This is a genomic window from Amycolatopsis sp. NPDC057786 (genome assembly GCF_042797905.1).
Taxonomy (GTDB): Bacteria; Actinomycetota; Actinomycetes; order Mycobacteriales; family Pseudonocardiaceae; genus Amycolatopsis.
Window position 1 is genome coordinate 1 of sequence record NZ_JBHVKW010000163.1, and the last position, 11,843, is coordinate 11,843.

The following is an 11,843-nucleotide window of genomic DNA, read 5'->3' on the forward strand; positions in this document are numbered from 1 at the left end:
TCAAACGCTACATAGCCCGCGAAATCCACCAAACCCTCATCGCAGACCTCGCCAACCTCACCCACACCCCTTGACATCAATAGGAGCATCTTTCGGGACATCTGACGTCTCGAAAGTGGCTTTCGCGACCTACTCGCGCGGCTTCAGCACGGAGGCTTAAGACTTCACCGGGGTCGCCGCCGACGTGAACGACCGCAGCGCTTCGTCGAGCAGGTACACGTTCGCCTTCCCGACGTCGAAGTACATCCCCGTCAGCCGGAGTTCGCCACGCGCCAGCGCGGCCTCCACCACCGGGTACGAGCGCAGGTTTTCCAGTTGCTGCACCACGTTGTGCAAGGCGAGCAGATCAGCCTCGTGGCCGGGACGGACACCGTCGAGCAGCACCGGCCCTTCGCTTTCCCTGCGCCGCATCGTCGCCTCACCGTGGCGCAGCCAGCCACCGAGCAGCGCGAGACCGGCGGGTGCGTCACCCAGTAGCGCCTTCATCGCCCCGCAGCCGGAATGCCCGCACACCACCACTTCCCGCACCCGCAGCAGCCCGACGGCGTACTCGATCGCCGCCCCCACCGAGAAATCCGCTTCGGCGTCGGCGTGCGGAACGAGATTTCCGATGTTCCGCACGGTGAACAGGTCCCCCGGCCCACTGGTGGTGATCAGGTTCGGCACGATCCGCGCGTCGCCACAGGTGACGAACAACGTGTGCGGCCGTTGCCCGTTCGCCAGCCCGTCCCACGTGCTCCGCAGCAACGGCGCCGTCCGCCGTTGGAACTCCGAAGCACCACGGCACAACGGCACGCTGCCGCCGCGCTGGCTCGGCAGTTCGAGATGTTCGGCCTGCCATTGCGACCACGGCGCGAGCCAGCGCGGCACCACGCGGGACGCGACACCGCGGCGCACGGTCGGCACACCCGCCTTCCCGCGTCCGAACCACGGATGCCCGATCTCGTCGACGATCACGGTTCCCCCGGCGCGTTCGTACGCGCGCTGCCAGCCGCGCAGGCAATCGAAAGCGGCGTGGTCGAGATAGTCGACGAACAGTTCCAGAGTGACTTCCGAACCTCCGGGGACTTCGGTCAGGACGCTCGTAAGCCTTGGCACGGAAAGGAAAGTGAGCGCGCCTTCGATGACGACGCGGATCCGCGGGCCGTCCCGTTCGACGTGGATCCCGGAGAACAGCATCCGGCGCAACATCAGCGCGAGTGCCACCACGATCCCCGCGGCGACACCGGTGAGCAGGTCGACCGCGACCGCGCCGAGCAGGGTCGCGAGGTAGACCGGCACGTCGCCGTGGCGGCGGACCTCACGGAGATTGGTGAGGTTGACCAGTTTCGCGCCGACGTAGACGAGGAGACCGGCGAGCGCGGCCAGCGGGATCAGCCGCAGCGCGCCCGCCAGGAACAGGCAGCAGCCGAGGATCCAGACGCTGTGCAGGATCGCCGACATCCGGGTGCGGGCGCCCGCTTCGAAGTTGGTCATGGTGCGCACGACGACGCCGGTGACCGGGAATCCGCCGAGCGAGCCGGAGGCGGCGTTCGCCAGGCCTTGCCCGATCAGTTCGCGGTTGAGGTCGGTGCGCGGCCCCTCGCGGAGTTTGTCGATGGCGACGGCGGAAAGCAGGCTCTCCAGGCTGGCGATGAGCGCGATGGAGAGGACGGCGGCGATGATCGCGGCCAAGGACCCGGACGGCGCCTCGGGGACGAAACCCAGCCCTGGCAAGCCGTTCGGGAGGTCGACGCGCGGCAGGTCCATCCCGGCCGCGACGGAAAGGCCGGTCGCCAGCGCGACGGCGGCGAGCGGGCCGGGGACGCGGCGCACCGAACGCGGCATTCGCGTCCAGGCCAGCAGAACACCGACGGTGACGACACCGATCAGCGCGGCCTGGTCGTGGTGCCCGACGATCCGGCCCGGCAGGGCGAGGACGTTCTCGATCGCGGAACTCCGTGCCGTGCCACCGAGTACGACGTGCAGCTGGCCGAGGACGAGGATCAACCCGATCCCGGCGAGCAGGCCGTGCACGATCGCCGGCGAGATCACCAGCGTCGCCCGTGCGACGCGGCAGACGCCGAAGAGGATCTGGACCAGGCCCGCCCCGGCGGTGATCGCGCAGGTGGCGGCCCAGCCGAAGGTGGCGATGGTCTCGGCGATGACGATGGTCAGCGCGGCGGAGGGACCGCTGACTTGCAGAACGGAGGCGCCGAAGAGGCTCGCGACGATTCCGCCGACGACGGCGGAAACGAGTCCGGCGAGCAAGGGTGCGCCGGCGGCGTGCGCGACGCCGAGTGAAAGCGGGACCGCCACGAGGAAGACGACGACCGAAGCCGGGAGGTCGTGGCGGAGATTCTTCAGGAGGGTCGATGCGGGATTGCGGCGGCCCGGAGGTCCGGTGTCGTGCTCGTCACCAACGAAGTCGATCATGGGGGCAGGAAACCCGATCGACGCGCAAAAGTCCGCTATGCAAAGGATTCTCAGGTTTGCTTGTGCGCCAGGGAACTAGGACATATCACGCTTTCACGACAAAGCGCCCGACTTGGACCTCGATCGGACTCGCCCGTTCGCTTGACCAAGATCAACTCGTGACCACGCTCTGTACCCAGCGTGGCCTCTCCGGTTTGCTGTGGCCGCAGTCACACTCTTTGGGCTGAATTTCGCCGTTTTTACGCTTTTTGTGCGGCCGAGACCATTGCGGAGGCGATCGCGGCGAGGTCCTCCGCCTCGGTGATGTAGGGCGGCATCGTGTAGATCAGGTTCCGGAACGGGCGCAGCCAGACCCCGTTCGCGGTGAGGACCTCGGTCGCCACCGCCATGTCCACGGGATGGTCCAGTTCCACCACGCCGATCGCGCCGAGCACCCGCACGTCGGCGACCGCGGGCAGCTCGCGAGCCGGTTCGAGCCCGGCTTTCAACGCGGACTCGATCCGCGGGACGTCGGACTTCCAGCCTCCTTCGGCCAGGATCCCCAGCGAGGCGTTGGCGACGGCCGAGGACAGCGGGTTCGCCATGAACGTCGGGCCGTGCGCCAGCACCGGCAGCTCACCGCGCGAGATCCCGGCGGCGATCTCCGGCGTGCACAACGCCGCCGCCATCGTGAGGTAACCGCCGGTCAGCGCCTTGCCGAGACACAGTACGTCCGGCGTGACGCCGGCGTGTTCGGCGGCGAACATCGTGCCGGTGCGGCCGAAACCGGTGGCGATCTCGTCGAAGATGAGCAGGACGTCGTTGGCCTCGGTGATCTCGCGCAGCGCGCGCAGGTACGCGGGCGGGTGGAACCGCATACCGCCTGCCCCCTGCACGACCGGTTCGACGATGACCGCGGCCAGTTCGCCCGCGTGCCGCCCGATCTCGGTCGCGAGCAGGTCGAGGTACGCCTGATCCGGCTCGTCGGCGAAACCGCCGGGCGGTTTGGGCAGGAACAGCTGATCCGGCAGGATCCCGCGCCACAGCGAGTGCATCCCGCCCTCGGGATCGCAGACGCTCATCGGCGTGAACGTGTCGCCGTGGTACCCGCCGCGCCAGGTCATCAGGCGCCGCTTTTCCTTACGCCCCACCGACTGCCAGTACTGCAGGCACATCTTGACGGCGACCTCGACCGACACCGACCCCGAATCGCACAGGAAGACGTGCCGCAGCCCGTCCGGCGCGAGGTCGACCAGCGTCTTCGCCAGCCTGATGGCCGGTTCGTGGGTGAGCCCGCCGAACATCACGTGGCTCATCCGGCCGGCCTGCTCGGCCAGCGCCGCGTCCAGCACCGGGTTCCGGTAGCCGTGGATCGCCGCCCACCAGGACGACATGCCGTCGACCAGCTCACGGCCGTCGTCAAGGGTGAGCCGGACCCCGCTCGCCTCGCGCACGAGCAGGGAATCGATCGTGCTCGGCATCGGCCCGTACGGGTGCCAGACGTGTTCCGCGTCGAGCGCGAGGAGTTCGGCGGCGTCCATCCGGCGACCCTACGACACCCTCCGGCCCGCGAAGGCGCACAGGGAGGGATTCAGCGTTCGGCCAGCGCGGCCACCACTCGCTCGGTCACCTCGGTCCAGTACACCCGCTGTTCTTCGCGCTCTTCGGCGCCCGCGAGCCATTCCTGGTGGAAGCGGAGCGTGGTCTTCTGGTCGGTGCCGCTCACCGTGATCTGCAGGGTCGAGTCGTGGTCCCAGTCCTTCGGCCGCCAGGTCAGCCGGAGCTTGTCGCCCTCGGAGCGGCCGCGGATCTCGCCGGTCGTCCCGTTGGCCGTCTCGTACGCCGCGCCGAGCTCGGGGCCGAGCTCGGCACCGGGGCCGAGCCAGATTCCCACACCCTCGCGTCCGACCAGGAAGTCCCAGACCTGGGTGCTGGTGTACGGCACCGTCTGGGAAACGCCTACCTGCCAACCACTTCCGGCTGTTTTGGCCGTTGCTTTCGCCACCGGGCCATCATCCCATCGGGTGTACCGTGCGACAGTCACCGGTCCGGGTGGAGGATCTCTGTCTGTGCGCTACCGTCCGATTTCTCCCGCTCTGCTGGTCTCCGAACTGACCCAGCGCATCACGGCGATCACGGGCCGCCGCCGGATCGCGGTCGCGATCGACGGCGCGGCCGGTGCGACCAACACCACAGAACTCGCCGACGCCCTGGTAGATCCCCTGCGGATCGCCGGTCACGCGGCGTTGCGGGTTTCGGCGAACGACTTCCTCCGGCCCGCGTCGCTGCGTTTCGAACGCGGCAAGGAAGATCCGGACTCGCGCTACAGCGACTGGCTCGACCTCGGCGCCCTGCGTCGCGAGGTACTCGACCCGCTCGCCGAAGACGGCAGCGGCCTGGTTCTCCCGTCGCTGTGGGATCCGGTCCGCGATCGCGCCACCCGCGCCGAACGCGTCGAGCTGCCCGAGGGCGGCGTCGTCCTGCTGGACGGCGAGTTCCTGTTCGGGGCCGGGCTCGCTTTCGACCTGAGCGTGCACCTGTGGCTCTCGCCTGCCGCGCTCAAGCGGCGGGTGCCGGACGAATGGGCGCTCCCCGCCTACGAGCGCTACGAACGGGAAGTCGACCCGTCGGCGTTGTCCGACGTGGTGATCCGCGTCGACGATCCGAAGCATCCGGCGCGCTACGAACCCTGACCCCTCAGCGCACCGCCGCGACGGGGTCGCCGTCGAGCAGCCCGGAAAGCCTGCCCGCCATGGTGTCCCAGCGCCAGTTCTCGCCGACCCATTCGCGGCCGGCCGCCCCCATGCGCCGCGCCCGCACCGGATCCGCCAGCAACGAGGCCAGCGTCTCCCGCAGCTGCTGCTCGTCACGGCCGTCGACGACGTGCCCGGTGACCTCGTCCAGCACCGTCTCGGGCGCGCCACCGGAATTCCCGGCGACGACCGGCAGCCCGGTCGCCGAAGCCTCCAGGTACACGATGCCCAGGCCTTCGACGTCGAGCCCCTTCCCGCGTGTCCGCGCCGGCATCGCGAAGACGTCACCCGCGTTGTAGTGCGCGGGCAGTTCCTTCCACGGCACCGATCCGGTGATGACGACGCTGTCCTCGACACCCAGCGCGTCGACGAGCCCGGTGAGGGTCTTGCGGTACGGGCCGCCGCCGACGATCAGCAGCGCCACGTCCGGGATCCGCTTGCGGAGTTCGGGCAGGATCTTGATCAGCATGTCCTGGCCCTTGCGCGGGACCAGCCGCGAAACGCACACGATCGTCGGACGGTCGCCCAGCCCGTGCCGTTCGCGGATCTCCTTGCCCGCGGCCGGATCCGGGCGGTAGAGCGCGGTGTCCACGCCGCACGGGAGCATTTCCAGCCCCGCCATCGGGCCGAAGGCGGCCGAGAACCGGGAGCGCGTGTACTTGCTGACGTAGGTGATCACGTCGACGGTGTCGCCGATCCGCCGCAACGCCTGCCGGGAGCCCGGCAGCATCGACCAGCCGACCTCGTGGCCGTGCGTCGACGCCAGGACCCGGCGGGCGCCCGCCGACCGCAGCGGATGCCCCAGCAACGCCAGCGGCGCCGCGGCGCCGAACCAGACGGCCTCGCAGTCGCGGGCGCGCATGATCTCCTTGGCCCGTTTGAGCACGTCCGGGGTCGGCAGCATCAGCGACGTCGGATGGCGCACCACCTCGAACGGGGCGGCGGCGTCGAATTCGCCGTGTGAGCCGGTGCTCGATTCCCAGGACGGCGCGTAGACCACCAGGTCGTCCGCGGGCAGGCGGGTGGCCAGCGAGTTCAGGTAGTTCTGGATACCGCCTGGCCGGGGCGGGAAGTCGTTGGTCACCAGCAGGGTCCTCAGCACCCCTGCAGGCTACTTGGCCCCTGGCACGCGAAAGGGGCGGCACCGCCTGCGCGGTACCGCCCCGTTTCGGTCGTTCGTCAGGCCGTCGGGCGACGGGCGCCGACGTAGTTGTTCTGCAGCGGCGACACCTTGACGACGTCACCGGTGGTCGGCGCGTGCACCATCATGCCGTTGCCGACGTACATGCCGACGTGCGAGACCGGCGAGTTGTAGAACACCAGGTCGCCCGGCTGAAGCTGCGAACGCTGCACAGCGGCGCCGAAGGTCGACTGCTGACGGCTGGACCGCGGCAGGGTGAGACCGGCCTGCTTGTACGCCCAGAGCATCAGACCGGAGCAGTCGAACGACGACGGCCCGGTGTCGCCCCAGCCGTACGGGCTGCCGAGCTTGCTCTTCGCGGCCGCCAGCGCGGTCGCCGCGGCGGGACCCGGAGCGGGCACGTTGGGGAACGCGCCGCCCTTGTCCTTCTGAGCGTTGCGATCCGAGGCGCTGAGGTTGTTGCTCGCGCGCTGGATCTCCGCGAGCTGGTCGTTCAGCGTCTTCTGCCGCGCCTCGATGTCCGTGGTCAGCTTGGCGGCCGTGTCACGGGCGGCGGTCGCCGCGTTCTGCGCGTCCGCCGCCTGCTTGGCGGCGGCCGCGGCCTGGGCGACGGCACCGCTCAGGTTGTTCAGCGCGGTGTTCTTGTTCGCGGCGAGGACCTCGAGCGCCGAGGAGCGCTCCAGGAAGTCCTGGGTCGAGGCGCCCGACAGCAGCGACGACAGCTTGTTCAGCTGCACACCGCTGGTGAAGGAGGCACCGGCGAACCGGTTCACCTCGGCCTGGAACGTCTTCTCGTCACCGGCCGCCTTGACGCCGAGTTCCTTGGCGGCGGCGGCGTCGGCGGTCGCCTTGTCGAGCTCGCTCTGCTTCGCGGCGAGGTCGTCCTTCGCCTTGAGGAGGTCTTCGTTCGCCTTCTCCGCCTGTGCCGCGAGGTCGCGGTACTTGGCGAGCGCGTCCGAGCCGGACGGGGGTTGTTGGAGGGCGGGGCCTGGGGCTGCAGTGGCGGGGGCCTGGACGACGGTCACCGCGGTGATCACCGCGGCCGCGGCCAATGCTCCTGACACCACGCGCTTCACTGGATGCGACTGCACGGTCGCGCGTGTCTCCTTTGCTGTCGGCCACCGACTCGGAACCCGGGACGAAGAGGTCGGGGGCCCTCTTCCGCGAAGCCGCGTCGCCGGCCGTGAGGCCCGCGCGGTTCCCCGCGTTCCCGCCTTGCGCCTGGCCGAGAGCTATCGCAACAGGTTTGGCGCACGGCTGGTTCTGATGCAACTCCCCGACAAAGCTGCCTCGGTGGCGATCCCGTGTCGTCGTCTGGCGACGACTTCCGGCCACGAGATCTCGGACAGGTTACGAAACCACGGGCACCACGTCCACCATGGCAGGCGCAAAAACTCTCCGTGATGCGCCGAAACACCTTCGGACCAGCATGAGCGGAAACATGTGACGGGCGTTACATCCTGGGGCCTATCGCGACTACCTACCGTTCACCCGATCGGATCGACCACTCGTCGAATGTCCCGGTAGTGGCGTGTCTCAGGCCGTTTTCCGGTGCTCCTGCTCCACGATCGCGACCATCCGGAGGCGCGGGACCATCCCGGCTTCCGCGAGCGCGTCGACCGCTTTCCGTTCGTCGGCGTCCCATTCGAGCGACGGCGGCGCGCCGAGGAGAACGCTGACGACACAGTCATGACATGCGTCACCGCGGACCGCGCACCGGTCGCAATCGATGACGAGCGTCTCTATGTCCGCTATATCGGCGATGGCCTTGTCCTGCATCTCGGGCTCCTCACTTTCAGTGGTGAGGTGCACATTAAGAGCGACCACCGACAGTTTCTGCCTCGTGAGCCCGCCGGGACGGCACGTGCGTCCAGCCGTAACTCACGTGATCAGAGGCGTAACTCGCGTGTTTGGACCCGGTACGCCTTCAATCACGCGAGTTACGCCTCCTGTCACGCGAGTTACGGCTTCGATCACGCGTGTCGCGAGATCTAGACCCGGCTGAGCCGCGACACCAGCACCGCGGAAGGCACCGGGTGCGCGCCCTTGCGCCGCACCGAGTCCGCCACCGCCCGGTCCGTGCTGGCGACCACCATCGGCCGCCCTGGCGGCTCCGCCGCGACCAGGGACCGGATGACGTCGTCCGCGAGAACACCGCGCTCGGAGAACAGCACCCGCACCCCGCGCGGCACCGCCGCGGGCACGGAAAGCACACCGGCGCCGTCGAACACCACGGTGACCTCGGCCGAAGTCCGCGCGGCGAGCGCGGAAAGCTGGTGGATCAGCCGGTCGCGCTGGTCGGACAGCGCCAGCTCCGGATATCCGGTCTTCGTGACGTTGTAGCCGTCGACGATCAGGTGCACGTTGGGCAACGCGAGATGCCGGTCGAGCCCGGTGACGTCCTGGATCTTGCCGCCCGCCCCGATACCCGACGTCGCGCCGCGGACCATGTCCGCCGGCCGCTGCCCCCGCGCGCTCACCGAAAGTTCCCGGCGCAGCCCGCCGACGGCGCCTTCGATCGTGTCCAGCAGCAACCCGAGCCTGACCTCGTCGGCCTGACGCGCCTCACGGGCGGACTGACGGGCGATCTCGGCGTCCGTGACGGCCTTCTCGGCCCGCGCCCGCTCTGCCGCGACACGCTGCCTCTCACGATCCAGCTGGGCCTTCAGCGCCTTGATCTCCTCAGCGCTCTCAGCGCCGCCGCTCTCCAGCTGAGCGTGAGCCTCGGCGACGGCGTCCTTCGCCTGGCGCAGCTGGACACCTTGTTCCCGCAAACGCTTCAGTAGTTTCTCGACCTCGGCGTCGCGTTCTCCCCGCGCGCCGCTCGCGATCTCCTTGGCCTCGCGCAACTCTTCGCGCACCTGCGCCAGCTCGGCCTCCAGCCGCTGGTTGCGGGCCAGCGCGGCATCGCGTTCGGCGCGCAACGCCGTCTCCTCGGCGTTCTTCGCCACCAGCCGAACCCGTCCGGCCGCGCCGGACTCGCCGAGGAGCACGGCGGCGGCCGCGGCGGCGACGGAATCGGGGGCGTTCGGGTCGAGGGCGTCCTTGCGGTGGTCGCGCAGCCATTCGGTGACCGCGACCCGGAACTGCGAGGACTCCCCCAACGCGGCGAGCAACGCCGTCCCGCCGAGTTTCGCGCGTTTCGCCGGCGCGAACTTCGCGACCGGGCGCAGCTGCCTCGGCACGTCGGCGACCGGCAGCTTGCCGACGGCGGCGGCCGCGAGCTCGGCGATCCGCTCGCGTACGGTCTCGGGCAAGGACGTCCAGCCTTCGGCAGGCAACTCCTCGGACGGCTCCTGCGCACCCGCGGACGCCACGACACCCGAGGGGCCGCCGGTGGCGTCCTCGGGCGATTCGGGCACTGCGGGCTGCGGTTGCATCGCTCCAGCGTAGGCCCCATGCCCTCGGGGCGCGCTGGATGGGACGCCCGGGATTGTCGGTGCCCGCCCCTACTGTGCCCGACCATGGACAGCGGACGGCGGCCCGGCGCGGCGCAACTCGCCTTCGACGAGCTGGGAACTCCTTTGCGGGACATCACTTTCGTCGTATTCGACCTGGAGACGACGGGAACGAAACCCGGTCCGGACGGGATCACCGAGATCGGGGCGGTCAAGATCCGCGCCGGCGAGGTCGTCGGCGAATTCGCCACCTTCGTCAATCCGGGGATGCCGATCCCGCCGCAGATCGTCGAGCTCACCGGCATCACCGGCGCGATGGTCTACGACGCTCCCCGGATCGAGCGCGTGCTGCCCGCGTTCCTCGAGTTCATCTCCGGTGCCGTGCTCGTCGCGCACAACGCCGCCTTCGACACCGGTTTCATGCGCGCGGCGTGCGAAGGCCACGGCTACCACTGGCCGAAGACGGCCGTCGTCTGCACGGTCCGGCTCGCCCGCCGGGTCATCTCCCGCGACGAGACGCCCAGCTACCGGCTTTCCGCGCTGGCCGCGTTGTTCGGCGCGCGCACGACGCCCAACCACCGCGCGCTCGCGGACGCGCGCGCCACCGTCGACGTCCTGCACGCCCTGCTGGAACGGGTGGGCAACCTCGGCGTCCACACCCTCGAGGAACTGCTGGACTACCTGCCCGAGGTGACCGCCGCCCAGCGCCGCAAACGCTCGCTGGCCGAGCACCTGCCGTCGAGGCCCGGCGTCTACCTGTTCCGCGGTCCGAGCGACGAGGTCCTCTACGTCGGGACGTCGTCCGATCTGCGCCGCCGGGTCCGGCAGTACTTCACCGGTTCGGAGAGCCGCGGCCGGATCCGGGAGATGGTCGCGCTCGCCGAACGGGTCGACGCGGTGGAATGCGCGCACGCGCTGGAGGCCGCCGTCCGGGAACTACGGCTGATCGCCGCCCACCGCCCGATGTACAACCGCCGTTCCAAGAACCCACGGCACGCGTGGTGGGTCGCGCTGACCGAGGAGGCGTTCCCCCGCCTGTCGGTGGTCCGCATGCCGCGAGACGGGATGCTGGGGCCCTTTCGCACCCAGACCGACGCCCGGACCGCCGCGGACACCCTCGCCGGCGCCTCGGGCCTGCGGACGTGCACCCAGCGCATCTCGGCGACGGCGCCGAACGGGACACCCTGTGTCCTCGCCGAGCTCGGCCGCTGCGGAGCGCCGTGCGCCGGGAAGCAGACTGTCGAGGCGTACCGGCCGAGTGTGCTGGCGGTGTCCGGGCTCATCGCCGGGACGGACGGACGTCCGTTGCGGGCCGCCGCCGATCAGCTGGCCCGGCTCGCGGCGGCGGAGCACTACGAACAGGCCGCACAGCATCGCGATCAGCTGGCCGGGCTGATCCGCGCGGTCGGGCGCGCGCATCGGCAGTCGGCGCTGGCGGGCATCCCGGAGCTGATCGCGGCCGGGCCGGACGGGAACGGCGGCTGGGAACTGGCGGTGATCCGGCACGGCAGGCTCGCGTCGGCGGGGGTCGCGCGGCGCGGGGTGCCGCCGATGCCGGTCGTCGAGATGCTCGTGGCCTCGGCGGAGACGGTGATCCCGGGGCCCGGCCCGCTTTTCGGCGCGATCCCGGAGGAGATCGGCATCCTCCTGCGCTGGCTGACCCGCCCTGGTGTCCGGCTCGTGCGCACGACGCGTCCCTGGGCGGAGCCCGCAGCCGCGGGCGGCTGGCAGGAATGGCTCGATCTGGCGGCGAGCGCGACGGCACTGGAACGCGTGCCGGGCTAGGATTCCAGCACCGGATTCACCGACGTAGGAGGACCCTTTGATCACGGCGATCGTGCTGATCCAGGTAGAGGCCGATGCCATCCCCGAGGCGGCACAGGCGATCGCGGATATCGAGGGCGTCCGCGAGGTCTACTCCTGCGCGGGCGACGTCGACCTGATCGCTTCGGTCCGCGTCGCGGCCCACGAAGACCTCGCGGATCTGATCCCGGCGAAGATCGGCAAGGTCCCCGGCGTGCTGAACACGGTCACGCATATCGCGTTCCGCTCGTACTCGAAGGCCGACAGCGAGTCGGCGTTCGACATCGGCGTCGAAGGCGCCTGAGCTTCTTCCCCAAGTACATGAAGGCCCCCTTCCTTGCGCCAGGCGCAAGG

Annotated in this window: 10 protein-coding genes; 3 read left to right on the forward strand and 7 right to left on the reverse strand. The window is 70.0% G+C overall.

Going from position 1 to position 11,843, the window contains the following annotated elements:
- Positions 1-156: 156 nt before the first annotated feature.
- The 3 genes from ACFVM3_RS40595 to ACFVM3_RS40605 form a co-directional block, all read right to left on the reverse strand.
- Complete coding sequence (locus tag ACFVM3_RS40595) at positions 157-2,415, reverse strand: bifunctional SulP family inorganic anion transporter/carbonic anhydrase (protein ID WP_378445103.1); 2,259 nt, start codon at positions 2,413-2,415, stop codon at positions 157-159.
- Between the two features lie 239 nt (positions 2,416-2,654).
- On the reverse strand, positions 2,655-3,935 hold the full coding sequence (locus ACFVM3_RS40600) for an adenosylmethionine--8-amino-7-oxononanoate transaminase (RefSeq protein ID WP_378445104.1): 1,281 nt from the start codon (positions 3,933-3,935) through the stop codon (positions 2,655-2,657).
- Positions 3,936-3,985: 50 nt separating this feature from the next.
- The gene (locus ACFVM3_RS40605; protein WP_378445105.1) at positions 3,986-4,339 is read right to left on the reverse strand and encodes an SRPBCC domain-containing protein; all 354 of its coding nucleotides are present in this window, start codon (positions 4,337-4,339) and stop codon (positions 3,986-3,988) included.
- Between the two features lie 124 nt (positions 4,340-4,463).
- Between ACFVM3_RS40605 and ACFVM3_RS40610 the strand changes: the two genes are divergently transcribed.
- Complete coding sequence (locus ACFVM3_RS40610; protein WP_378445106.1) at positions 4,464-5,087, forward strand: uridine kinase; 624 nt, start codon at positions 4,464-4,466, stop codon at positions 5,085-5,087.
- Positions 5,088-5,091: 4 nt separating this feature from the next.
- On the opposite strand, the gene ACFVM3_RS40615 is transcribed toward ACFVM3_RS40610, so the two are convergent.
- From ACFVM3_RS40615 to ACFVM3_RS40630, 4 genes are all read right to left on the reverse strand, one after another.
- On the reverse strand, positions 5,092-6,249 hold the full coding sequence (locus ACFVM3_RS40615) for a glycosyltransferase family 4 protein (protein WP_378445107.1): 1,158 nt from the start codon (positions 6,247-6,249) through the stop codon (positions 5,092-5,094).
- A 77-nt stretch (positions 6,250-6,326) separates the two neighbouring features.
- Positions 6,327-7,379, reverse strand: coding sequence for an NlpC/P60 family protein (locus ACFVM3_RS40620; protein WP_185927155.1), 1,053 nt, complete (start codon positions 7,377-7,379; stop codon positions 6,327-6,329).
- A 445-nt stretch (positions 7,380-7,824) separates the two neighbouring features.
- Positions 7,825-8,067: a hypothetical protein gene (locus tag ACFVM3_RS40625; RefSeq protein ID WP_378445108.1), complete on the reverse strand. Its 243-nt coding sequence runs from the start codon at positions 8,065-8,067 to the stop codon at positions 7,825-7,827.
- 212 nt (positions 8,068-8,279) lie between these two features.
- A complete protein-coding gene (locus tag ACFVM3_RS40630; RefSeq protein WP_378445109.1) occupies positions 8,280-9,668 on the reverse strand; it encodes an NYN domain-containing protein in 1,389 nt (462 codons plus the stop codon).
- 84 nt (positions 9,669-9,752) lie between these two features.
- Here ACFVM3_RS40630 and ACFVM3_RS40635 point away from each other — a divergent pair, with 84 nt between their 5' ends.
- Positions 9,753-11,471 (forward strand): DEDD exonuclease domain-containing protein, encoded by a 1,719-nt coding sequence (locus ACFVM3_RS40635; protein WP_378445110.1) that lies wholly within the window; start codon positions 9,753-9,755, stop codon positions 11,469-11,471.
- A gap of 37 nt (positions 11,472-11,508) precedes the next feature.
- Positions 11,509-11,793 carry an Lrp/AsnC family transcriptional regulator gene (locus ACFVM3_RS40640; protein ID WP_378445111.1) on the forward strand — a complete coding sequence of 95 codons (285 nt, stop codon included), beginning with the start codon at positions 11,509-11,511 and terminating at the stop codon, positions 11,791-11,793.
- The last annotated feature ends 50 nt before the right edge of the window (positions 11,794-11,843 follow it).

Coding starts and splice junctions, on each gene's coding strand:
- ACFVM3_RS40595 (WP_378445103.1), bottom strand. CDS start 2,415: ATGATCGACTTCGTTGGTGACGAGCACGACACCGGACCTCCGGGCCGC.
- ACFVM3_RS40600 (WP_378445104.1), bottom strand. CDS start 3,935: ATGGACGCCGCCGAACTCCTCGCGCTCGACGCGGAACACGTCTGGCAC.
- ACFVM3_RS40625 (WP_378445108.1), bottom strand. CDS start 8,067: ATGCAGGACAAGGCCATCGCCGATATAGCGGACATAGAGACGCTCGTC.
- ACFVM3_RS40630 (WP_378445109.1), bottom strand. CDS start 9,668: ATGCAACCGCAGCCCGCAGTGCCCGAATCGCCCGAGGACGCCACCGGC.
- ACFVM3_RS40635 (WP_378445110.1), top strand. CDS start 9,753: ATGGACAGCGGACGGCGGCCCGGCGCGGCGCAACTCGCCTTCGACGAG.